At 36.4% G+C, this 22971-nt stretch carries 20 protein-coding genes and 1 pseudogene; 16 read left to right on the top strand and 5 right to left on the bottom strand.

What is annotated here, in order from left to right:
* The first annotated feature begins 62 nt into the window (after positions 1-62).
* The 4 genes from RCG21_RS19360 to RCG21_RS19345 all read left to right on the top strand — a co-directional run bounded on the left by RCG21_RS19360 (position 63) and on the right by RCG21_RS19345 (position 3713).
* Positions 63-446, top strand: a complete 384-nt coding sequence (locus tag RCG21_RS19360; RefSeq protein ID WP_308913635.1) for a hypothetical protein — start codon at positions 63-65, stop codon at positions 444-446.
* Positions 436-930 (top strand): aminodeoxychorismate lyase, encoded by a 495-nt coding sequence (locus RCG21_RS19355; protein ID WP_198313181.1) that lies wholly within the window; start codon positions 436-438, stop codon positions 928-930. Before RCG21_RS19360 ends, RCG21_RS19355 begins: the two co-directional genes overlap by 11 nt.
* A gap of 359 nt (positions 931-1289) precedes the next feature.
* Positions 1290-2531 (top strand): ATP-grasp domain-containing protein, encoded by a 1242-nt coding sequence (locus tag RCG21_RS19350; RefSeq protein ID WP_308913634.1) that lies wholly within the window; start codon positions 1290-1292, stop codon positions 2529-2531.
* 129 nt (positions 2532-2660) lie between these two features.
* On the top strand, positions 2661-3713 hold the full coding sequence (locus tag RCG21_RS19345; protein WP_308913633.1) for a YheC/YheD family endospore coat-associated protein: 1053 nt from the start codon (positions 2661-2663) through the stop codon (positions 3711-3713).
* A gap of 177 nt (positions 3714-3890) precedes the next feature.
* Here the strand turns inward: RCG21_RS19345 and RCG21_RS19340 are convergent, their stop codons facing one another.
* Entirely contained in the window at positions 3891-5276 is a 1386-nt protein-coding gene (locus tag RCG21_RS19340) for a UDP-N-acetylmuramoyl-tripeptide--D-alanyl-D-alanine ligase (RefSeq protein ID WP_308913632.1), read from the bottom strand.
* Positions 5277-5617: 341 nt separating this feature from the next.
* Between RCG21_RS19340 and RCG21_RS19335 the strand changes: the two genes are divergently transcribed.
* The 5 genes from RCG21_RS19335 (at position 5618) to RCG21_RS19315 (ending at position 10239) form a co-directional block, all read left to right on the top strand.
* Positions 5618-5941, top strand: coding sequence for a hypothetical protein (locus tag RCG21_RS19335; RefSeq protein ID WP_026576387.1), 324 nt, complete (start codon positions 5618-5620; stop codon positions 5939-5941).
* A 318-nt stretch (positions 5942-6259) separates the two neighbouring features.
* Positions 6260-6667: a GNAT family N-acetyltransferase gene (locus RCG21_RS19330; protein WP_308913631.1), complete on the top strand. Its 408-nt coding sequence runs from the start codon at positions 6260-6262 to the stop codon at positions 6665-6667.
* Between the two features lie 428 nt (positions 6668-7095).
* Positions 7096-8550, top strand: a complete 1455-nt coding sequence (locus RCG21_RS19325) for a spore germination protein (RefSeq protein ID WP_308913630.1) — start codon at positions 7096-7098, stop codon at positions 8548-8550.
* Positions 8551-8720: 170 nt separating this feature from the next.
* Positions 8721-8852: a hypothetical protein gene (locus tag RCG21_RS19320; protein ID WP_268884103.1), complete on the top strand. Its 132-nt coding sequence runs from the start codon at positions 8721-8723 to the stop codon at positions 8850-8852.
* Between the two features lie 547 nt (positions 8853-9399).
* The gene (locus tag RCG21_RS19315; RefSeq protein ID WP_133335340.1) at positions 9400-10239 is read left to right on the top strand and encodes a YitT family protein; all 840 of its coding nucleotides are present in this window, start codon (positions 9400-9402) and stop codon (positions 10237-10239) included.
* Positions 10240-10671: 432 nt separating this feature from the next.
* Here RCG21_RS19315 and RCG21_RS19310 read toward each other — a convergent pair whose 3' ends face one another.
* On the bottom strand, positions 10672-11169 hold the full coding sequence (locus RCG21_RS19310) for an exosporium protein C (RefSeq protein ID WP_133335599.1): 498 nt from the start codon (positions 11167-11169) through the stop codon (positions 10672-10674).
* A 388-nt stretch (positions 11170-11557) separates the two neighbouring features.
* On the opposite strand from RCG21_RS19310, the gene RCG21_RS33580 reads away from it, so the two are divergent.
* Entirely contained in the window at positions 11558-12115 is a 558-nt protein-coding gene (locus RCG21_RS33580) for a CotD family spore coat protein (RefSeq protein ID WP_372512717.1), read from the top strand.
* A gap of 255 nt (positions 12116-12370) precedes the next feature.
* On the opposite strand, the gene RCG21_RS19300 is transcribed toward RCG21_RS33580, so the two are convergent.
* Entirely contained in the window at positions 12371-13000 is a 630-nt protein-coding gene (locus tag RCG21_RS19300; RefSeq protein WP_308913629.1) for a hypothetical protein, read from the bottom strand.
* A 422-nt stretch (positions 13001-13422) separates the two neighbouring features.
* On the opposite strand from RCG21_RS19300, the gene RCG21_RS19295 reads away from it, so the two are divergent.
* Positions 13423-13830: a hypothetical protein gene (locus RCG21_RS19295; protein WP_308913628.1), complete on the top strand. Its 408-nt coding sequence runs from the start codon at positions 13423-13425 to the stop codon at positions 13828-13830.
* A gap of 265 nt (positions 13831-14095) precedes the next feature.
* Here RCG21_RS19295 and RCG21_RS19290 read toward each other — a convergent pair whose 3' ends face one another.
* On the bottom strand, positions 14096-14308 hold the full coding sequence (locus RCG21_RS19290; protein WP_165976263.1) for a hypothetical protein: 213 nt from the start codon (positions 14306-14308) through the stop codon (positions 14096-14098).
* 483 nt (positions 14309-14791) lie between these two features.
* Between RCG21_RS19290 and RCG21_RS19285 the strand changes: the two are divergent.
* Positions 14792-15157, top strand: a pseudogene (locus RCG21_RS19285) (DUF3231 family protein); the annotation flags it as partial.
* Positions 15158-15229: 72 nt separating this feature from the next.
* On the opposite strand, the gene RCG21_RS19280 reads toward RCG21_RS19285, so the two are convergent.
* Positions 15230-16318 carry a GerAB/ArcD/ProY family transporter gene (locus tag RCG21_RS19280; RefSeq protein WP_308913627.1) on the bottom strand — a complete coding sequence of 363 codons (1089 nt, stop codon included), beginning with the start codon at positions 16316-16318 and terminating at the stop codon, positions 15230-15232.
* Positions 16319-16752: 434 nt separating this feature from the next.
* Here RCG21_RS19280 and RCG21_RS33575 point away from each other — a divergent pair, with 434 nt between their 5' ends.
* From RCG21_RS33575 to RCG21_RS19260, 4 genes are all read left to right on the top strand, one after another.
* Positions 16753-17034, top strand: coding sequence for a heterocycloanthracin/sonorensin family bacteriocin (locus tag RCG21_RS33575; protein ID WP_372512716.1), 282 nt, complete (start codon positions 16753-16755; stop codon positions 17032-17034).
* A gap of 165 nt (positions 17035-17199) precedes the next feature.
* Positions 17200-19158 carry a putative thiazole-containing bacteriocin maturation protein gene (locus tag RCG21_RS19270; protein ID WP_308913625.1) on the top strand — a complete coding sequence of 653 codons (1959 nt, stop codon included), beginning with the start codon at positions 17200-17202 and terminating at the stop codon, positions 19156-19158.
* Complete coding sequence (locus RCG21_RS19265) at positions 19158-21098, top strand: TOMM precursor leader peptide-binding protein (protein ID WP_308913624.1); 1941 nt, start codon at positions 19158-19160, stop codon at positions 21096-21098. The genes RCG21_RS19270 and RCG21_RS19265 overlap by 1 nt, the downstream gene beginning before the upstream one ends.
* Positions 21099-21119: 21 nt before the next feature.
* Positions 21120-22712 carry a SagB family peptide dehydrogenase gene (locus RCG21_RS19260; RefSeq protein ID WP_308913623.1) on the top strand — a complete coding sequence of 531 codons (1593 nt, stop codon included), beginning with the start codon at positions 21120-21122 and terminating at the stop codon, positions 22710-22712.
* Positions 22713-22971 lie beyond the last annotated feature (259 nt).

The raw sequence follows: 22971 nt of genomic DNA, 5'->3' as shown, positions 1-22971 counted from the left end.
AAAATCCATCGTTTCCATGTATAATTACAACTTGTGACCACCTAAAAAAGGAGGAATGCATTATGATGGAATGGACAATAGCGGGCTTGTTTGGAGTCTCAGTATTGCTTTTAATTATTTCGCTGACAAAAACAGCTCGAGCTACAAAAGCACAGAATAAAGGAATTGATTTAGTTCACGTTGAGGTTATGAAAGAAATCAATGATTTGCAAGAATCAATTCGGAATATTGAGCTTGATATTGAAGTTGTCATGAATGAAGCAGGAGTTGAACTTTCTCCTAAGGAAAAAGTGTTTATGCGTGAAATACTAGACTTATATAAACGCAATTATTCAATTGAAAGCATTGCTGAGAGAAAACAGGTTTCTGCAGAAGAAATTAAAGAACTTCTTGCTCCTTACCTAAGATCTAAGGATGAAAGGAGAAGTATTTCAAATGCGGGTTAATCTATTGACCAGTTTTGCAGCAGGGATTCTTATTTCTACCACAATAAGCGGCGCTGTTTATTTTACCAATAAAACAGAAGCTTCAACTAAACCTGTTAAGGTAACTGAACAAACCAAAACGGTGACCGTTCAGCCAACAGAAGATGAGATGAAAACTAAGCTTGCAGCAGCAGGTTATGTTGTTCAAACAAAAGCTGATTATGATAAAAATCTAAATGATGCCAAAGCAGCTGCCCAAAAGGCAGCACCGGCAGATGACAATCAATCGAAAAAAACAGTTTACAGAGTTGTTCTGAATGTAGCAAATGGGATGACAAGTATTGATGTCGGCAGGGCACTTGAAAAAGCAAAAATCATTGATAATGCTTTTAAATTCTCGAAAGATATTGAGAAAAAAGGAATTGAAAACAAGTTACGACCAGGTACATTTGTAGTGGATAGTAACATGTCCCGTGACCAGATTATTTCAACGATATTTAAATAATTATTTTTTTAAAATTAAAATCCCTACATGATTAGCTTTTGCTAAGTTTTGTAGGGATTTTTTTTATTAAGAGATATAACCGTCTGAACATTTTACATCTTTTTTATGAGTGTATAGCCTATTGCTAAGGTCTGATCATCCTTTAATTTATTTTTACCTTAGAGAAGGAGTGCTCATATATTAGCAGACGGTCTTTTCTTATTTATAAATATTTTACTTTTTTTGTAAAAATATGATGTTTGTCCATTCCATCCTTGTACTAAAAAAATATAAATACAACGTGAGAGTGTTTTTCTTCCAGATCATTCTTTAATGAGTTAAATCCTTCAAAATACATTGAGGATAGGATGATAAAGCTAATGAAAACCATAGTTTTTATTGAAACTAGTAAATCTGGGTCGAGTAGAGAAGCAATTAAAGCAGCAGAACGACTTGGCTTTTTTACAGTGTTATTTACCAATAAATCAAAATTCATTGAACAAAGAACAGAATTTCCCGATGTCCATCAAATGATATTAGTGAAATTATCCAATTACGATTTATTAAAAGAAAACATCATCAAGTTACAAAAACAAGGTAAACAAGTAAAAGGTATTATGAGTTTTGTAGATCCTTTTGTCCATGTGGCCGCTGCCTTATCACAAGAATTTTGTTGCAGTGTTGTCTCTGTTGATCCAATTTTAAAAATGGAAAATAAAGTTTTAACTCGTAAACTCCTCAAAGACCACAGCATAACTCCTAATTACGCAATATATACACAAGATAAATCCTTAAAGAATTTTATCGAAAAATACAAGAGATATTTACCCCTTATAGTAAAATCTCCATTATCTAACGGATCAAAAGATGTTCTGTTGGCAAATGACGAGAAGGAATTTAAGGCTGCGATAAAACAATTATTAAAGAAAAATGAACAGGTTTTGATCGAGGAGTATCTAACAGGACCTCAATATTTAGTTGAAGCTTTAGTACACAATGGAAATGTGCATATTGTCGCAATAATCGAACAAACAATCAATTTGATTCAACGATTTATCGTAACTGGTTATAGTTTATTTGTGGATATCGAACAAGCTTTTTACGATAAAATCCATGATACAGTAAGTTCCGTTTTAAAGGTTTTTCGAATGGAAAATGGTGCCTGTCATCTAGAAATGCGCTTAGTACAAGGAGAATTGAAATTAGTTGAAATCAACCCAAGAATCTCAGGTGGTGCAATGAATCGAATCATTGAAGTCGGATATGGAATTAATTTAGTAGAGGAAACGATTCAATTAATGTTAGGAAATAAACCAAACCTCACTAAAAAGCATAAGAAGTATGTATATGCACAATATTTAATTGTTGATTCCCTAGGAAGATTAATCAAAGTAAAGGGGAAAAATCGCAGCTCTCAGTATCCCGGTGTAGAAGAGGTGTATATTAAACCCCGAAAAGGACGAATCGTGCGTCCTCCTTTATCAATGGGGGATCGTAATGGATACATTTTGGCATCCTCAGATGTTAAAGGAGAAGCGAAAAAAATAGCCAGGAAAGCAGCAAGCGAAATTACTTTCTATCTTGAACCAATAGACAGATTTCCGGATAGAAATACAATCTGAAGACGTTTTCTTATTCAGTGTGCAAGTCCGAAGTTAGTTAATCGTGAACTTATAATGATTGAACAAAAATTTTAGTTTGAAATGATTATGATTCTGATAGAATTTGAAGAAAGGTGGTAAAGAAGTATAATGACGCTTATTGGAATGCTTCATCACCGGTCAGATCCAAATGATGTAAAGAAGGCGTATGCTTTTGCCGCTGTAGCAAAAGCTGAAGGTGTAAACTTTTTTTACTTTACCCTAGGGAAGGTAAATATAAAAAAGCAAAAAATTCTGGGGCGAACATATGAAAACGGCGAGTGGATTGAAAAGGAGTTTCCCTTTCCTGATGTCATATATAATGCGAGTTCTCCTGTGAGTCATAAAACTGAACAAATCTTTGATTATTTATCTGAGAGGGTTCCGTTTACAAGTCATTCCATCGGAGACAAATTAAGCGTATATAACAGAATAAAACAGGCAAAGGAATTTGAACAATACCTTATTCCTTTTTATAAATTAACTGACATTAAAATGTTTTTGGACATGATCAAACATTATGAAAAGGTTATTATTAAGCCGTTGTCTGGACATCAAGGTGGGGGTGTTGTTTATATTGAATATATTGAAAAATATGGAATAGAGAGTTACAAAATGAATGAGGCAGGATCGATTTCATCTCCTAATGAAAAAGAATTGTTAAACTTGATATCCCAGAAAATTCAGGAACAAGAACACTTAGTACAAAAGTATATTTCAAGTCAAACAGAATCAGGGCATGTTTTTGATTTTCGATTGCATGTTCAAAAAAATAGAGAAGGTAAGTGGGTTATTACTTCTATTTATCCAAGAATTGGACGTTTGGGAACCATTACATCAAATATGGGTAGTGGCGGTTATAGTACTTACCAAGACACCTTTTTAAAAATGGAGTTTGGTGACTCTTGGTATGATATTAAAAGGTATCTTGAACAATTTGCGATAAGCTTTTCTAACCATTTTGATTCTTTATATGAAGTTCCGTTGGATGAATTGGGAATTGATGTCGGAATCGATGAAAACCAAAAATTGTGGTTGTTTGAAGTAAATTGGAGGCCAGGTCCACCAAATATATATAGTGTTGAATTAGATGTAGCTAAAAATACGATCTTATATGCTAAATATTTGGCTGATAAAAATAAACAAAAAAGAGGAAAAAAATAGTATTTGCTTTTATCCCGTCATGCAGCCTAAGGCTGCATTTTTTCTAAAGGAAAAAGGATTTTTATTACTTTTAAGGCTTAGAGAATAAGAGGCCTGCTTCAGGCAATATTGTTAGGTTTCGCGATTTTAAAAAAAAGACGATGTGATTCAATCGTCTTTTCTAATATCTATTATAATCTATCCATTACTTCTTAAATATTCGATCACATCATCGAAGTCTGAGTCATTCCCGCCTGTTTTGAAATAAACAATGTCATTTGGGATTAAAAATGAATCAAAAAATCTCTTCATTTCATCTGCATCTGAAAAATGATAAACATTATTCGGATTTATTCCCGCCTCTATGGCTGGCTTTGCAAAATCTTTTGCAATGAATCCTTTGGTGATTAGAACATCGATCCCCAAATCACCGAGTAAATGTCCTGCTCTTTCGTACTCTTCATCTGCATATTGACCCAATGCTGCCATTCTTCCCAGGACAGCAATTTTTCTTTGGGATGGCAAAGCTATACTGCATAATGTTTCTAAGCCTTTTCTTAAGGAAGCAGGATTTGACTTCCAAGTATCATCCACCAACGTAATTTGTTTCCGTCCCTCAATTATTTGAAAATGGGATCCCATATGATGAAAAGAAGATAATCTCTTTAAAGCATAGCGAAGATCCACTCCTAAGATTGCAGCGGCGGCAAATGCTGCGGCGGCATTATATACATTATGCTCACCAAGACCGGGTATAAATCCTTTAAATTCACTTTCCTTATATTTAATCCTGAAACTCATGCCGGATGAATTATATTGACATTTTTTAATCCTAAAAATAGCATCCCTGTTTTTACCGAAAGTTATAATCTCTCCCTTAAACCTAGAAGTATCAATGAGCTTGAGATATGGATCGTCTGTATTTAGGATGAGTGTCCCCTCATTGTTCATACCTTGCATTATTTTTGCCTTTTCTGCTAGATAATCATCAAAAGATCGAAATTTATCCGTATGGTCCACATCAATCATTGTCATAATCCCAATATTGGGGTAAAAATACCTACACGATTCCATCATATCCCCTTTTGAAGATACAGCTGTTTCAAATACTGCCACATCTGTATGTTCATCTATTCCCATTAAATAAGGAAGGTTGTAATAACTGGCATTTTTGCTGGATATTGTGGCCTGGACATTGTTTGTTTCTTCTAAAATGTGTTTTAGCATTTCTTTGGTAGTAGATTTCCCACATGTACCCGTAATGGCGACTACAGGAAGGTTAAACAGGTGCCTGTAATACGAAGTGAATTTAAAGAAAGAGTCATTTAGGTCCTTTACCATAATGATTTGCTCAGGATTTAATCTATCCATATGAGAAAATGGTGTATCAGTAACAATAAAAACATTCTTGTAATCTATAATGGATTCAACAGGAATCTCTCTATTGTTCCAACGAAAATATAATGTATGACTTCTAATTTCATATCTGTCATAAGTGACCGTTTTGATTCTTATACCTTTTTGCTTTTCATTGGGCTGAATGTTCATTGCGGTTAAAATGTTCTCCAATAATAATGTCTTCAAAATGTTCCTCCTAAGTTCCTTTTTTCGAATAAGGCATCTCCCCAATAATGCTGTTTTGTATAGGAATAAGTGATCGAATCACTTTGAATTCAATAGCTAATGTATCATATGACATGTCCCACAATGCAGGTGTGTGATAAATACTCAGGAAATTAGCGGAAAATGAATAATTGTTAGTCATAAACCTATGAGCCTTTAGAATTTGAATAGCTATTTTGCATAAGCTTATTTATTAATTTAGTAATGTCAGGCTTTAGTGCTGCCACTTCAATTTTCCACTAAACTTTTTCAAGTTTTGAAAATTCAGCTGCCTTCATACATATTTAATGGAGGTGTCGAGATTGAGACATAAAACGAGTGAAATTGAGTGTCTTGTATGCAACGGGATTCATTTTCGAAAGGGTTATTTTGTTCCGGAATATGAAAAGTATGATGATCTAACAAAATATAATGAAAAAGCAGAAGGGAAAATAAAATTCTTTTTGCATTCAGAAGAGAAGAATCCATTATTAAATGTTCCCGAGCAAACGGATTTATTTTCTTACATTTGTGAGGATTGCGGTTTTATCATGAATTTTAATCAGGAAAAACAAGTTGAGAGTAAGAAGGAGGAGCGAATTAGAAAACAAAGGCAAAAAATGTATGATTGGACTAAATTTAAATAGTACCTAAAATGAAGATTCATGTGTATGGAACAAAAAGGGCTAGACACGATTATTTGTAGTGTCTAGTCTTTTCTGATATAAGCATAAACAATTAAGCGGGGAGTCATGCGTCCATCCTTTGATCATTAAATGAAAAATGTAAGGTCCAGGAGGGAAAACATCATTTAAATCTAGAATGCATAGTTTATTCAAATTGTAATAAACTCTATTTATATATGAATCATTTTTGTTAGGATTCTTCCATCATGTATCACTGGCACGATTATTGCTTGTAAATAGGTTGAAGATTATTTTCAACAAATGGGGGATGGATTTATCATGACTGTAAAACGATTGAATAATTTCACGGTAAGAAAGGCTGACAAACAAGATGTTTCTAAACTGTTACCGATCATGCTAAATTACATGATCGATTTTTCCGATGAAAAAATGCATATCCACTTCTTAAACGAAATCTACAACGATTCTACAAAAGGATTACAATTTGTGGCTGAAAAGGATAACAAAATTGTTGGATTCGCAACCTTATATTTTACTTTTGATAGTCTTAAGGACAAGAAAATCGCCCTGCTGCATGATTTATTTGTAATTCCTGAATGCAGAATGGAGAAAGTTAATCAAATTCTATTTGAAACATGCCTAAAATATATTAGAGAAAATGATTTTCTATATATGATCTGTGAAACAACCGAAGGAAATAGCATAGCGAAAAAAGTCTATCAATAAAATCCGGGGCCAGTTTAGGCCCCGGATTTTAACATTTCAAGCTCTTTCTTGAATTTAACCAAGAGGCCAAGGGGCTCATGTTATTAGGAAATGAAAGTGACTGTTGTTAATCGAATCAAATATTGTTTAATGACATGAATCTCACTACTTCGAGATACGCTTTTCAGCAACTAATGTGCTTTTGACGCAATAGGATGTAATAGAACATTAAGGACAAATATCACGATTTTAAATAAAAAGCATTGGAACTAATTGCTTTTTTTGTATAAATTTATTTTCGATTTTATTGCGATACCAAAGTAATAAATTGGCCTTGAAGCCAATTTACCCAAAACAAAATCCGGTGTAAAAAAAGAGTTGTAGTATACATTTTATAAAGCAAAATTTATAAACGACAGGACATACTAAAAATAAAAAGGAATCGAGTTATGACCAGAGCAGATAGTTTAACCTTATCAATAAGTCTAGATAACAATCTTATAGTTTTATCGCAACAATTTAATGGGGGATCCAATCTAAAAATAAGAAAATTAAACGTCGAGGAAGATTTAAAAAGAAAAGCTGCCATTATTTATATAGATGGAATTACAAATATCCAAAACATTCAAGAGAATATATTAGCCCCTTTATTAAAAATGTCGAGCATGGAGAGTATTGAGTCTGTTATAAATGATCATCTTTCAATCATTGACGTAACTGTTGAATCTTCTATCGATGAAATTGCAAAAGGTCTAATAAAAGGGAAATGTTTGGTTCTAATAGACAACTGTAATCAAGGGATTCTTGCAGATGTCGCAAATTGGCAAAAAAGATCTTTGAGAGAACCTGATACACAGCGAACGATTAAGGGGAGCATGGTGGGTTTTAATGAACAATTGAAGGTGAATTTAAACCTTTTGCAGAATATGATCCAAACACCGAATTTGAAGATTGAATCGTTTCAAATTGGAATTGAATCACAAACAGACGTAGCTTTACTCTTTATAGATGGATATGTAGATGAAAAGGTACTCGAAGAAGTGAAAAAGAAAATTAACGGAATTGATGTAACGTATTTATTGGAAGCTCGTGTTATTGAAGACGCTTTGGAGGAGAAAAAAACGTTATTCCCCTTAGTTTTTACATCCGAGCGTCCTGACGTAACTGTATCCGCATTATATGAGGGACGAGTAGTCATTGTTGTAAATGGTATACCTTTTGTATTGATTGTGCCTTGTTTATTTATCCATTATTTTCAACAACCAGATGAATATAATTCAAAAGCTGGACGTTTTGGAATACGGATTTTTCGAATGTTCAGTTGGCTTTTAGCCCTTTTATTACCTGCTATTTATATAGCCATAACTCGGTTTCATACAAATTGGTTTCCTTCTTCATTTGAAAAAAAGTTATTTACAAATTCTGATACATTAATCCCTTTTGTATGGGAAGTTTTGTTTATCCTATTTATTTTTCATTCTCTTCTTGAAGCCACTTTGCGAATTCCAAAAAATACCACTCTTCTTGTTACGCTAATTGGAACAATCACTATTGGCGAGACAGCCGTTTATGCTAAAATCATTCACCCTTTAACAATGATCGTGGTCGGTGTGAACTTTTTGACAGGTATCCATATTGCTAGCGGTGGTTTATGGGGATCTTTAGTTTTACTGCGTCTTGTCTTTATCTGGATTGGGTATTTTTTCGGAATTACAGGCATTCTTATCGGTTTTCTTTTATTAAGTTTTTACATGGCATCGATTAAATCAATAGGTGTTCCCTATTTATCTCCTTTTATTCCATTTCGTCTTCGTGAAATGAAAGACGTAATATTTAGAGGTGATTTACGAGGACTGATTAACAGTAAACATTCCTATCCTCATAAAAAAAATAATGAAAAGTGAGTATTGTACTCATTTTTCCCTAAAGGGCACAGTGTAATAATACGAGGCATTCGTCTTTCCTGTTAAATCCGCATTGGTCATATATAATTTGATGATTCGGGACAAATACCCAGGAATTTATCCGAAAAAATGCATATGTTCTAATGAAAAAGGAAATGAGGAGGATGAAAGTGATTCCTATTTATACAACATATGAAAGAATCGGCCTAGGAGGCCCCGGCTCAGGATTTGGTTATTATCCAGGACTTGGTTTTGGTTATCCACATCATCCGCACCCATACCCATATCATCCATACCATTAACATTATTATAATTTGCCGATAAAAAAGTCCAAATAAAAAATACTACTTCTATGAAACAGGGGGTTCTATTTAAGGGGTTCCCAAATGTTGAAAGACTTAAAAAAGAACCATTTTTGACCACCTTTTACGGTGGCTTTTTTGTTTTACAATAGGTTATCTGAATTTGTGAACAATAAAAGTGAGGAAATTCACGTGACAAGCAGGGGCAATTTGGTCACTGGACAGAAGTTCTGCTGCATAACGGTGCGATAGTTATATGAAATGGATTAGTAGGAATGTTTATATACGGAGAAAGACGCGGGAACGGCGTGAAGAGGGGGACAGAGTGATAACTGCAAACCCTTACCTCTGTATCGAGGGTAAAGAGTAAGAACAATTAACTAAAGCCAAAGAAATAAGATGATTAAAGTTATTTTTGAAAATTGTAATAAAGTTTGAGTAAACTCCTGTATTAAAATAAAAAACAGACTGTTCGATTTAAATGTTCCACGATATAATGGTGAGAGTTTGTGCCTGAGTAAATATTTTATAAGCAGTGAGGTAGTGTATGAAAAAGAGAACCACAGACATTATGTTTATCATTATTGGTGCATTTATTTTTGCGTTAGGTGTTAATTTATTTGTTATTCCAAACGAGCTTGGTGAAGGAGGAGTAACTGGTATCACGATTATTACCTATTATTTATTTAAGTGGTCACCAGGTTTAGTCAACTTAATTCTGAATGCATTTTTATTAATAATTGGTTATAAATTTTTGAATAAGGTAACAACGATTTATACCATTATTGCTGTAGTCTTTAACTCGCTTTTTCTTCATCTGACAGAAGGTTGGAATATTGCTTCTGATGAAATGATGGTGAATGCTATTTTTGGAGGAATCATAATTGGGACCGGGATTGGCTTAATTCTTCGGGTTGGCGGAACAACGGCAGGTACTACCATCTTAGCAAAGATAACACATAAATATTTTGGATGGAGTATTAGCTATGGTCTATTGTTTTTTGATTTAATAGTTGTTTTTTCATCTTATTTTGTCATTGGTGCAGAAAAGCTGATGTTGACAATTATTATGCTATATGTAGGTACGAAAGTGATGGAATTTGTAATCGAAGGCTTTAATCCGAAGAAGGCCATTACGATTATTTCTGATAAACCGAATGACATTGCCAAACAGGTGACTACAACAATGGACAGAGGGGTAACCGTATACTCGGGTCATGGTTATTACACAAAAACCCCAAAGGAAATTCTTTACATTGTTATTAGTAAGCAAGAAGTAATAAAGTTGAAACGGATTGTTCAATCTACTGATCCGAATGCTTTCATCGCTATACACGATGTTCGTGATGTGTTCGGAGAAGGATTTATTGATATTTCAAAAGCTTAATTAGAGGTTGTTTTAAAAGTGTTAGAATTTGTAGAGTTGGTATTAGATAGATACCTAGCTGTTTAAATTACTTTTCTACTGGCAGAGTCAGCCCCTTATTAAGGACTTCTTATTTTGACAATTCTTGTTTAAAAAAGTTGTCTCCTGGAGTGCAGGGTTAATCAAGAACGATATTCTTTAAAGTGCTCAATTCTGCAGCAAGAATTGAGCTGTTTCTTTATGTTAAAGGAGAGATTGCTTTAAGAAAAAAAGAACATAAGGAAATTTTATACAAATATCCTGCACCAAGGGAGATAAAACATTTTTTTAAAAGTTAAAAAAGTCCCGACAAAGGGACTTTTTCTGCCTTTTGTGGCAGTCAGACTTCAAGAAAGGACCATTTAGTTAATTGACTCTACTTTTAATATTACTTGTTTATTTCAGTATCGACTTTTAGTCGTCGGATTTATCAGATTTCCGTTCAATTGCCAACGCACTAAACGAGATAGGACCAACTACAGCTGCTTCCGCACATGGTGTTGCATTTTCAACTGTAAGCACGTACGTATGAGATCCAGACCTAACATTTGTATCGATTGCTTGGAATGTTTCTATATAAAATAATTCCGATGAAGGGTCTGATTCAACTCCCGCCTGTGCTTCAAAAATTTGTGAACCATCGCGGAAAATACGAAATTTTAATTGCGATGTTTCTGTTATACCTTCTACACCTACGGTGGCAATCAATTCAACTCTAGTGTTTCTTTTATGAAAGCTGTTCGGAATAGTTACAATGAGAGTTGCAAGTGTTAGACGATTTGGACTGTGGGGGATAGGTTGGGGTTCGGCATCATTCGTGTTATCCCGTGGTTGTGTTGCTTGGTAATCTACAATTTCAAAAGTTCTGTCTCCTGAGTGAGAGCCTGAGCCAAATCCTTCATCATTCCTCATATCCGCCCAACCGGGATTATTTCTATTATCTAGCATTTAATCACCTCACTTTCAAAGCATGTACCATAATATATTCAGGATTTAAAAGAGTGCTTGGGTAAATGTTGAAATAGTAATAAGAACTACGATTGTAATATATGACATTAAGAAAACTGGATCTACATATAAAGAAGAATTTTTGTTCAACTAATGTGTGCAAGAGTTGAAGATTCAACTGTCATTTGGGCGGCTTTTCTTATTGTGCTAAATGGGCAGTTTTCTTGAATAATTACAATAATCTCATAGTGTGTATCATTTTTACAAAATAGGTAATACACTAGTTCACACAAATTTAAGTCACATAGACTAATGTTGTAACAAGACAATTTTACATGGAGGTCATTTATCGATGATGAGAAAAGAATTTCCGAAAGCAGTGCCGCCCAAGAAGGAATTTCCAAAATCAGTTCCTCACATGAAAGAAATACCAAATGTAATACCGCCTAAGAAGGAAATACCAAATGTAATACCGCCTAAGAAAGAAATACCAAATCTAGTGCCGCCCAAGAAAGAAATACCAAATGTAATACCGCCTAAGAAAGAAATACCAAATCTTGTGCCGCCCATGAAACAAATACCAAACGTAATACCGCCGATGAAACCGATGCCAGCCCAATCCGTTCCACTTCAAGCATGTCAGCCAATATACTGTCCGCCTCAAATGTTCCCTGCTCAGTATGATCCACCACTAGTCTCACCAGGACAACAATATGTAAAAACAAATTTGTTTAATAATGTGGTGACACATGTTCACCCTTCGCATACCACTACTGTTAACAAGCAAATGATTCATCATCAATACTATTTCCCTCACACAGAATCATGTGTAAACGAATGCTGTGAAACACATACGATGTGCGGATTCCCAGTCAACCCTTGTTGGCCGCCTAGACCATTTGGATACTAGCTTCAAATACCTCCGCTATTAGGCGGGGGATTTTTATTACAGTCGTTTTTACCTCGAAAAGGGGCCTAAGGAAATAGCCTGAAGTAGCATGGCAATAATCGCGCTTGGCTGAAGTCCGTTACGGGGGATAGATAGAGCGACCGGCGTGCTATTTCTTTCGAGATAAGCACAGACAGATTCATGTTAAAAAGAGCCCATTTTTGATATGGGGTCTTTGACATAAGCTTATGAAACTCTTGATTCGAAAATCAAACCTTATTTATTAGCGTTGATCTTTTGTTGCAATTGCTGATTCAAAGCTTTTAGTGTTTGATCGATTTTTTGTAATGCAGAATTGACAGCAGCTTTGTCTTTCTTTTGGACGGCTGTGTCTAACTCGTGATAAATAGCAGGGGTTCCTTGTTCTTTTCCTTTATCTTTTTCTTGTTTTTTACCTTCTATTTTATCGAATATTGCGTCTAATTTTTGATGTGCTTTCTGTTTTGTTAATTTTCCATCTTTCACTTGTTGTTCGATAGCATTAATTTCTTTTTTATGAGCTTGATAAGCTACTTGTCGTTTCGCTTTTTCTTTAGTCTCTTGTTTTTGGAAACCTGGTGTTTGTTTTAATTGCTTCACTAAAATGTCACGGTTTACAAGATCTTTTGTTAATTGATCCTTCAGCGAAGCTGTGGCATAATGATTGATTATATTCATGAGCTCTTTCCGCTTTTCGCCTTTGCCATGTTCATAGAGCCCTTCTTGACCTTCTTTTTGATCTTGTTTTTGAACAGACGCGTTTGTTTTTGTAGAACTCGTTGTGTGATTGGAAATGGCTGTACCAAAAGCCGGTACTAATAAAGCTGCCGCTACGGCAGGAGCGATTAAACTAGATTTAACTTTCATATTGTGAACCTCCTCAAATAATCAATTGCCTTACATCATCCAATATAGCCACATAATTTGAACAAACCTTGACCAAGATATGAAAATTAGTCGTATTTTTTATGAAAATTTCAGTCTAATATGTGTCACTTTTGACGTTATTTTGCACCTGTTTTAGTCGTTGTCTTACATGATAAAAAACAAAAAAAGCTATCAAAATCTAATATGATAGCATTTTCGTATTTACTTAATTCTAATAACACCAGTATTCTAAGTAAAATGGAGATATCGGCAGATTAAGCTTTCTTTATTGAGGGAGTTCAGTGGAATATAGACATCATAAATCTTCTCCCTACAAAAGAGGCGTTTTTATTAGTACAACCCCAGTACAGAATTCATATGTATAAAAAAAAGCTTGTTTCATGGAGAGGGGAAATTTGTTTATGGTTTTAGGCAGGATGAAGTCATTTTTAGGTAAAATGGTCAAAATTGATCAAGGTTTTCAAGAAGCAGGGGTTGGAAGGTTATTAGATGTTTATGATGATTATCTTGTCCTACTCACTGAAGAAGATGGGGTTGTTTACTATAATAACGATCACATAGAAAGTGTGACAGAGAATACCAAGGAATTCAATATCGGATTTCCAGAAGATATTGAGTACGATAAAGCTAATAATTTACTAAATCTGTTAGAAAATCAAAAACTAAAATGGATCAAAATAAACAGTGAGGGACCAGTAAAAATAGAAGGAGTTTTATATGATGTAAATAATGATATTATTTCATTGATTTATGATGAAGAGATAGTTTACGTCTCCTTCAACCATCTCCATAATATGAGCATAGACTAGAATTTTGAAAAAATAAAAAATGAAGGCGATTTTTAGGGGTAGGGTGTTATTTTTATTTATAGTGGTAGCCTTTAAAAGGCTGTAAAGGAATACCACAAGATGTATCAAATAATGATTGGAATTTCACACCAAATTCCTTTATTACTCTCTTTTAAAATCCCGAACGGGTGCTTTAGTTGAAGAAAGCCGCTGACTTTTTATCAGAGGCTTTTTTGTTTAATGGAATACCTCCGTGATTAAGTATTTATTCAATCACGGAGGTATTCTAATTATTTAATTCCATTAACAATTCGTGGGCAATGTGTTGTTCCAAATCTTTTGGCTTTTCCAATAGTATCCCTCTACGTGACGCAACTGCAATTATTAGTCCCAATTCATAGTACATATTTCTAGAAACTAATCCTCTTGAAATCATTTTCTTCACTTCATAATAAAATTGAATTAAAAATTCACTTGGTAACTTTTCATACAAAGACACTTTCAAAACACCTACTATTCCTACTTTGTTAATAGGAATAATATCAATTAAAACTGAAATTGAAAAGAGTTTTTGCCAGATTCCTAAATTTGTCCCCGAGTAATCAAGGAAAACACTTGATCATATTAGTGGAATTCAAAATACAAATCCTGGTGATATTATTGAATATAGAAGTGAAGATTAAACTTTTATAAAGGAATATGGCTTGGAAAATTCCAAGCCATTTTTTATACGAATTATAATCAAAAAATATTGGACTTGGCAAAAGCACATCCAAATTTTTCAAGTGTTCCCTCCATTCCTCCCTCTTTTGGGACGGAGTTTATGGATTCAACTGGAATTATTTCAAATTTATTTGGAGATAAAAGACCTCTTAACAGCTCCGAAATCAGCAATCTTTTCTTTAATTCCAAGAAAACTGGATTTGTCAGACCATTAAGTTTGGCTTTTAGTCAAGTAGCAAAGTTGTAAGATGTTCGACATTTCATGGTGAAAAACGTTAGCTTAGCGGGGAAAGATGCTGAAAGCTTTGACACTATTTTAGAAGAGGATCATCTGCCAATTCCCAAAAGATGGGATGGTGAAATTACTGACTCTACCATAAGTCCGTTTTCGGACAAATTGATGATGTCTCACGCAGCGTTTCTAGTCAATACAACTCTATCCTATTATGGTGCAGGATTAGGCTCCAGCTTAAGATTGGATATGATTTTAAACTACTATAAGGTTTTTACCCATGCCATGGAGGCTGGTGTGATTTGTTACAATATTATGGTGAAACATGGATGGTTGGAAAAACAACCGGAAGCGGTTGATAGAAAATCGTTGTCACAGGGTTCAGGGAAATGAAACAATTGTATCCTATAAAAAAATTACAAATTTCCTATTTTAAAAATGAAAAGAGCCAAACCATGGTTCTTTTCATTTTTTCTTCACCTTCTTCTTTAGCAACACCAGAAATAAAAGAATTGGAATATATCCATAATTCATAAAAAAGGATATACTCCCTGTAAAATTGGCGACCATGTATATTTGTTGTCTTGTTTTAAAAAAATTGATTGAGATTAATATGATCAATGAAATAATAAAAACTCCATATTTTTGTTTTAAATTCACCACTTTTTTTACAATGCGACTGGCACACCAAATAGCAATACAAAAATTAGGGAGAATGAGAATAAGCCAATTGGCAATTCCAATGTATTCAAATCTCTCGACAAACGGCATTTCAATGATTTTCCACATCGTCAAAGTGGCCCATCTGTTTTTCTGCAGCTGCCCCTCTGAAAAATAAGAAAACGTTATAAACGTTAGAATCGTATAGAGAATCGTGCTAAATAAGACAGCAAGATGGGCCCATTTCTTTGATTTATCCGGTTGCTTAATGAACGGATAAACAAAAAATAAAATTTCATAGCCGAGATAGGTTAGGGACATTTGATAAGATGCCTTCATTAGGTCCATGATCGAGTGGTCAAAGATAGGCAGTAAATTTCTCATATCCCCATAGGGTACCGTAAATAAAAAAGTAAAAAATAAATATGCAGGAAGAACCACTCCAAAGAATGCCACACCTGTTACGGTTCTAAATCCCCCGAAAACGATATAGATGGCTAAACCGCAGAAAGCTAAGGAAAACCAAAAGGTACTAAAATCATCGAACATCCATACTTGTATGACCTCAATAAATATCCTAAGAGTCGTTATGGCGATCATAATAAAATACAAAACATAGGGGATAGATAAGAGTTTATCGATTTTCTTTCCATATACGAAAGAATGAGCGGTCAGAATATCCCCATTAACCGTTTCCATAATTTTATAAAGCATCCATACTAGAATATGGATGCTTAAACCGGCAATAAGAACCGATATCCATGCGTCATATCCTGCAATTTGGGCAATATAGCGCTGGAAACCAAGTGTTCCTACACCAAACTGCATAGAATGAACAAGAAAGAAAACTAAAAAGGGGGATATCTTTACATGTTCAGGCACCGATTGTTCCATGGTTTATCCTCCGGTTCTTACATCAAAAAGCATATCAAAAATATAAAATTAGGTTTTTATTATTTCCTCATTTGGAATATTTATGAATGACAACCGATGAACTGGAAGGAATAGGTGTTTCCAGATTTTTTCGGATTAGTTTATCCGTTCAACCTAACCCCATATCCTACAACACCTCAAAAATTAGCTTATCAAACTTTTTCTCGAGAACTTCAATGATCAAAAGTACTTACTGGAATGAAAACTATAGGCTTTTTCATCGTGAAATAGGCGCATAAATCAGTAACAGCAACCTAATAAGAATCATAATTTGTTGAAGAGAGTTCACGTAGGATTGGTTGGTTGTATTTACACAAAACTGACAAATTACACTTCGTTAAACTCCGGTTTCAGGTATCCTTAAACCTGATTTTAAATACAAAGGGGAGGAAAAAATGCAGAATTTTCATAATGAGCTGCAAGGGTTGGGTATCGATCCTTATCAAGTTGGTGAATTAGTTCCAATGAATCTACAGAGCTATGATCCGCGTGTGTTTCGCTGTGGAGGCTTTGGTCGCTGTGGAGGCTTTGGTCGTTGTGGAGGCTTTGGCTTCCGTTGTGGAGGCTGCTTCGGTTGTGGGGGCTGTGGCTTTGGTTGCGGCGGCTTTGGTTGTGTCGGATTTAGTTGTTTTGGTATTGGTTTTAGCTGTGTTGGCATCGGTTTCGGATTTATTTAATGGGTTTAGATTCTGGAAAACTGCTGAAAAAAAATATGATTTTGTGAAACAAGTGCCCCTGCCTGTACATGTGCCGCAGGGGCACTTATTTTATCATATTGGACAAAAAATCGTACATAAACTGATAGTGCGCAAGTAGTTACGATTAGAATAAGGAGGAGCCGAATGACAAATCTTACCTCGTCCTCACGTTTGAAGGCTAAAAGGGATACATTTTTTATCCCGGATCCAAAGGGTGGAGTTTATTTTAGAAATAACCTAAATTCATTCCGATTGGAAGGTCAAACCATCTATCAATGGATTGAAAAATTGTTGCCGATGTTTAATGGGGAACAAACATTGGGAGCTTTAACGGAGGGATTAACAGGACCTTACCGTGACAGGGTATATGAGATTGCAGAAACGTTGTTCAAGAATGGGTTTGTTCGCGATGTAAGCAAAGACCTTCCCCATCAATTAAGACGTCCAGTTCTTGAAAAGTATGCTTCACAAATTGAATTCATTGAGAATTTTACGGAATCGGGTGCTTACCATTTTCAAGAATATCGACAGGCTAAGGTTCTCGCTGTCGGCTCAGGGCCCATTTTGGTTTCGTTGGCTTCTGCCTTATTGGAATCGGGGCTGCCCAAACTTAATGTCTTGGTAACTGATACAGTTCCAACCAATAGGCTGCGGCTCCATGAGTTGATCCAGAATGCGAGAAAAATTGATTCCGATGTGGAGTTCGAGGAAGTATCCTATCCTAAAGGAGCCAGGGGAAATTTTTGGAAACAAGTAGTTCAGCCCTATGATTGGATTCTGTATGTGTCACAGGATGGAAATATAAATGAATTAAGGAATCTGAATCAGGTTTGCCAAGAAGAAAAGAAGTCATTTCTCCCTGCTATCTGTTTAGAAAAAGTGGGACTCTCCGGTCCGTTAACCCATCCAGAAACAGAAGTATGCTTCGAGTCTGCATGGCGTAGAATTCATCCATCTCTTGTGGAAGCCGAGGGGGAAATACAGTCATTCTCTTCCACCTCAGGAGCGATTTTGGCAAATGTGTCTGCATTCGAATTTTTCAAGAAGGCTACAGGAATCGCAGGCTCAAACCAAGATCATCAAATTTATTTGCTTAATCTTGAAACGATGGAAGGTGACTGGCTTTCATTCATTTCACATCCCTCGGTAATGTCAAAAAGTTTGAGACCAGGACTGGTTGATGATCTTGATGTAAGACTGAAACAAGAATCTGACAGGAATGAACAAAAGGATTTGCTTGAATATTTCAGTCGATTAACTTCAGAAGAAATCGGCATTTTTCATACCTGGGAGGAACGAAATTTACCACAGCTTCCTCTTTCCCAGTGCTATGTTCAGACCGTTAACCCTGTGTCAGAGGGACCTGCAGAACTACTGCCGGAAGTTGTCTGTTTAGGTCTGACACATGAAGAAGCCAGAAGAAATGCCGGATTGACCGGTATTGAAAGGTATGTTTCAAAAATGATTGATTCACCTGTTTATGGGTTTAGAAATCAGACAGGACATGTTCATGCGAGTCTTCCAGAAGGTTTTATTGGTATTGGTTCAGGAGAAAACATCGCTGAGGCTGTTTGTCGAGGGCTGCAAGCCTATCTGGATGAAGAATTGAAAAATAGAAAAGGGGATCAGCTGAATACGGTTAAGGGTGTACAAATGGGAGCCATAGAAGATAAAAAATGCCGATTTTATTTGAATGCCCTTACTACCTTAAACGGTTCACCTGCCATTGGGTTAAAAGAGGACGTACTTGGATTCCCTGTGGTTTGGGTAAGATCAAAGGGCTGTTGGTACACAGGGGTAGGTTTAAATCCAACCTTGGCATTACAAAATACATTGCAGCAAGCACTTTTGGATGCGCAAAACCAGAAGAATGCCGTAGAGAGACATGAGAAGGAGTCTATGATTTACCTCAAAAAAAATGAAAATAAACTCGAAATCCCTTCTTGTGAGGAAATGACACAATTGGAGCTGTTACAATCTTCCATTCAGGTCTTAAATCGAAACAGCAAACAACTATTGGTTTATGATCTGTCGATTGAGCCGTTTTTAAAACAAGAGTTGGCAGGGGTGTATGGTGTGCAGGTACGAGAGGGGGATTCATAATGACTGCACAGATTCTCATTGACGGAGACGGTTTATTAGCAGAATATGTCTTCGAGCAATTGTCCACTACCTATCAAGTTAGACGTCAAAGCATGAATGAAGAAATTCCCGAAGAAACAGAATTGGCTCTAGTGCTCGACGATGCTTGGTATCCATCCAAACATCGAAAAGCGGATGAAAGATTCAAGGCCGCCGGTATCCCTTGGCTTCGAGGTTTTGTTTCGTTTGGTGAGGGAATTATTGGCCCTTTCGTACGGCCCAGCACTCCGGGATGCTCCCACTGTGCTGACAAACGGCGCTTGCTTGCCGGACCTGACCGCCTTGAAATGTCGGAGATTCAGGCAAGATTGACAATAGGATCAGCTGTCACGCGAGATGCATGGTCATCAAGAATGGGATTAATGCAAATGGCTATCTTCATATGTAACGAAGTGCAGAAAGTTCTTCAAGGAGATTCCTCGACCTTAGAAGAAAGGATGTTCATTACCAATTTGAAAATGTTAACGAACTCCCGTCATTTTTTCTTGCCTGATCCATTGTGCCCGATTTGCAGTCCATTACCTGAAGACTCACCAGAATTAGCTCAAATTAGGTTAGAGTCCAGTCCTAAAATAAATGGTGAAGGGTATCGCTGCCGCTCGATGGATGAATTGAAAACAGTGCTAGTAGATGACTATCTGGATTTTCGTACTGGCATCATGAATGGAAAAATAGAAGATTTCAGGCTTCCATTTGCAGATGTTTTGGTTAATATGCCGTTGTTTGGAGCGGACGAGGGAGTTGCTGGCCGTACTAATTCATATGAAATGAGTGAGTTAACAGCGATTTTGGAGGGGTTAGAGCGATATTGTGGAATTGAACCTCAAGGGAAAAGGAAGAAAGTTTGTGAAAGTTATCAGCATTTAAAGGAAGTAGCATTAAATCCAGCAAGGGTAGGATTTCATGACCAGATTCAATATGCAAAGCCTGGTTTTCCATTTAAACCGTTTCATCCTGATCAACCAATGAATTGGGTCTGGGGTTATTCCTTCATGCAAGAACGTCCTATACTCGTTCCGGAGCTGCTTGCTTACTACAGTTTAGGCAATGGGGAGGGTTTTGTTTATGAAACCTCCAATGGATGTGCATTAGGAGGGAGCTTGGAGGAAGCCATCTTCCATGGCATTATGGAGGTCGTCGAGCGCGATTCCTTCTTGTTAACCTGGTATGCACAGCTGCCCCTTTCACGTCTTGATCCCTATTCTGCTAACGACAAAGAATTAGAGTTAATGGTTGACCGTATACGTGAAGTGTCGCAATATGACCTATATTTTTATAATTCGACAATGGAAAACGAGATTCCTAGTGTTTGGGCAATAGCCAAAAACAGAAGATCCAAGGGTGTCAACCTCATTTGTGCAGCAGGTGCGAATCCTGATCCTGTAAGAGCAGTAAAAAGCGCGATTTACGAGCTCGCTGGAATGATGGTTAGGCATGACGAAATATTGGAGAAAAACCGGCAGAAATATGAAGAAATGCTCAAAAATCCATTTGCCGTCCGGAACATGGAGGACCATGGCCTGCTATACGGTCTGCGGGAGGCAGAGGAACGGCTAAGCTTTTTATTGGATGATCAGCGGCCATTACGAACGTTTGCGGAGGAATTTAAACAGCCTCCGGTGCATCCCGATTTGAAAGATGATCTCCAGGATATCCTTCAGAGGTTTCGCAGTTTAGACCTTGAGGTTATTGTGGTAGACCAAACGACACCAATTACCAAACGGAACGGTTTATACTGTGTAAAGGTGTTGATTCCTGGTATGTTACCAATGACCTTCGGACATCACCTTACTCGTTTCAAAGGGCTAGAAAGGGTCCTCCAAGTTCCAATGAAACTTGGATATTCCAAACAGCCGTTGTTGTATGAACAGCTTAATCCCTATCCTCATCCATTCCCATAATGAAAAGTAGGAGGTGTAAGAGTGAAGCTTGAAACCTTTCTGCATCATCTTCACTTTGATACGGAAAAACTTGCTCCGCCAGATTGGCAAGTGGATTGGGAGGACGCACCACTTCCCTATAAACTGTACCGCGGCTTGCCAGAAATTCCACTATCAGGAGATGTTCCGTTAACTCTCAGGGAACGGGAAGCTCAGGCAGATCCTGGACTGGAGGAGCTCGGGACTTTCTTATGGTATATATACGGGCTTACTCATTATGCACAATTCGCTCAATCCGCCTTCATAGAGGGGACTGAGGAAAATAATGCTGTAAGCTATGCTCAGTTATTCCGGAGATTTGTACCGTCTGGAGGTGCATTGTACCCGAATGAATTATATGTGTATGTAAAGCTGGAGGGTGTACCACAGGGGATTTACCATTACGATGTGGCACATCACCGACTCCTATTGTTGCGGGAAGGAAAATACGATTCCTTCTTATCCAGAAGTCTTGGAAATTGTGATGTTTCTGACTGTTTTTGTACTGTTTTTATCTCGACGGTTTTTTGGAAAAATTTCTACAAATATAATAATTTTTCTTATAGGCTCCAAGGATTAGATGCCGGCGTGTTAATTGGGCAATCGTTAGAAGTCGCCAATCGGATGGGGTTCTCTTCACGGGTATGCTACCAATTTCTTGATCGCTCTATCAATCATTTACTTGGGCTATCTGAACAAGATGAAAGTGTTTATGCTGTGATCCCATTATCTATTCATCCATCTATCTATTGTGATGAAAACGATCATGATGAAGAAAATGTTTCTGCTGTTGAATTATCCCAGGAAGTGCCCTTGCTAAAGCATGAAACCTATAACCGTTCCAAGAGAATCATTGATTACCCGATGCTGAAAGAGATGAATGAAGCATCGTTGCTTGAAACGACACAGTCATTTGTAAATATAATAAAAGAGAGAAGTCGTAGTAGTAATTCCTTAGGTGCGGAGTTAATCATGCTGCCATTTACGGAATCCCCCACATACGATCTTGCATCAATTTGCAGGGAGAGGCGTTCTCCCGATCTTGATTTTATAATAGGGAAAGTTAGTCAAATACAACTATCCACTTTGTTAAAAGAGACTTTTTCCTTCTCTTATCAGAATGACCTATACGACACCAGTGGGGGGCTTGAGACTCGTGTTTCTTTGTACGGCTGTTTTTATAATGTAGAAGGAGTTCCAAATGGCACTTACTCTTATGACAATAACACTCATGGACTTTGTAGAATATCGCAGGGAGATTTTCGGGAGTATTTACAAAATGGATTAACAATGCCCAATTTAAATCTGTTTCAAGTGCCGCTCTGCCTGCATGTCGTCGGAGACAAAAATCACCTTAAGGAGAAATTGGGGTATAGAGGATATCGGATTCAACAGATGGAAGCAGGCATTCTCTTGCAACGCCTGCTCTTGGTTTCATGTGCTTTAGGAATGGGAGGACATCCACTGCTAGGATTCGATGTGAACCAATGTGATGAACTTTACAGAATCAATTCCAAAGGAAAAACCAGCTTAATCCAAATCCCTGTGGGTCCTTATCGTCCACGGGCCTGGTTAAAGGGGAGTTTGCTTAGCTAGGTGAGACATGCGGACTGTAAAAAATAACATAAGTGTAGTTAGGGGCCTTTATAGGCTCTTTTTGTTTAGGCTGTGTTAAAGGACATTGTTGATTTTTAGCCCTGCTGATTGAAGAGGAAGGCACGAAGACTAGAATATGAAGAAGAAAAGGTATAAATCCAAAAAGCATGACATACATTCTAAAAAAATGTAAAATTGAAAGCTGTTTACTACAATTTTGTTAGTTTAAAATAATGATAGGCAGTTAGGTATTAAAAAA

The organism is Bacillus salipaludis, from assembly GCF_030938565.1.
Classification (GTDB): Bacteria; Bacillota; Bacilli; order Bacillales; family Cytobacillaceae; genus Neobacillus; species Neobacillus salipaludis_A.
Note: the sequence above shows the minus strand (reverse complement) of the source record. Positions and strands in the feature narration are given on the sequence as shown.

What these genes read in the sequence shown, in the direction of transcription:
- RCG21_RS19360 (WP_308913635.1), top strand. Translation starts at nt 63, where the DNA reads ATGATGGAATGGACAATAGCGGGCTTGTTTGGAGTCTCAGTATTGCTT.
- RCG21_RS19355 (WP_198313181.1), top strand. Translation starts at nt 436, where the DNA reads ATGCGGGTTAATCTATTGACCAGTTTTGCAGCAGGGATTCTTATTTCT.
- RCG21_RS19350 (WP_308913634.1), top strand. Translation starts at nt 1,290, where the DNA reads ATGAAAACCATAGTTTTTATTGAAACTAGTAAATCTGGGTCGAGTAGA.
- RCG21_RS19345 (WP_308913633.1), top strand. Translation starts at nt 2,661, where the DNA reads ATGACGCTTATTGGAATGCTTCATCACCGGTCAGATCCAAATGATGTA.
- RCG21_RS19330 (WP_308913631.1), top strand. Translation starts at nt 6,260, where the DNA reads ATGACTGTAAAACGATTGAATAATTTCACGGTAAGAAAGGCTGACAAA.
- RCG21_RS19325 (WP_308913630.1), top strand. Translation starts at nt 7,096, where the DNA reads ATGACCAGAGCAGATAGTTTAACCTTATCAATAAGTCTAGATAACAAT.
- RCG21_RS19315 (WP_133335340.1), top strand. Translation starts at nt 9,400, where the DNA reads ATGAAAAAGAGAACCACAGACATTATGTTTATCATTATTGGTGCATTT.
- RCG21_RS19310 (WP_133335599.1), bottom strand. Translation starts at nt 11,169, where the DNA reads ATGAGGAATGATGAAGGATTTGGCTCAGGCTCTCACTCAGGAGACAGA.
- RCG21_RS33580 (WP_372512717.1), top strand. Translation starts at nt 11,558, where the DNA reads ATGATGAGAAAAGAATTTCCGAAAGCAGTGCCGCCCAAGAAGGAATTT.
- RCG21_RS19300 (WP_308913629.1), bottom strand. Translation starts at nt 13,000, where the DNA reads ATGAAAGTTAAATCTAGTTTAATCGCTCCTGCCGTAGCGGCAGCTTTA.
- RCG21_RS19295 (WP_308913628.1), top strand. Translation starts at nt 13,423, where the DNA reads ATGGTTTTAGGCAGGATGAAGTCATTTTTAGGTAAAATGGTCAAAATT.
- RCG21_RS19280 (WP_308913627.1), bottom strand. Translation starts at nt 16,318, where the DNA reads ATGGAACAATCGGTGCCTGAACATGTAAAGATATCCCCCTTTTTAGTT.
- RCG21_RS33575 (WP_372512716.1), top strand. Translation starts at nt 16,753, where the DNA reads ATGCAGAATTTTCATAATGAGCTGCAAGGGTTGGGTATCGATCCTTAT.
- RCG21_RS19270 (WP_308913625.1), top strand. Translation starts at nt 17,200, where the DNA reads ATGACAAATCTTACCTCGTCCTCACGTTTGAAGGCTAAAAGGGATACA.
- RCG21_RS19265 (WP_308913624.1), top strand. Translation starts at nt 19,158, where the DNA reads ATGACTGCACAGATTCTCATTGACGGAGACGGTTTATTAGCAGAATAT.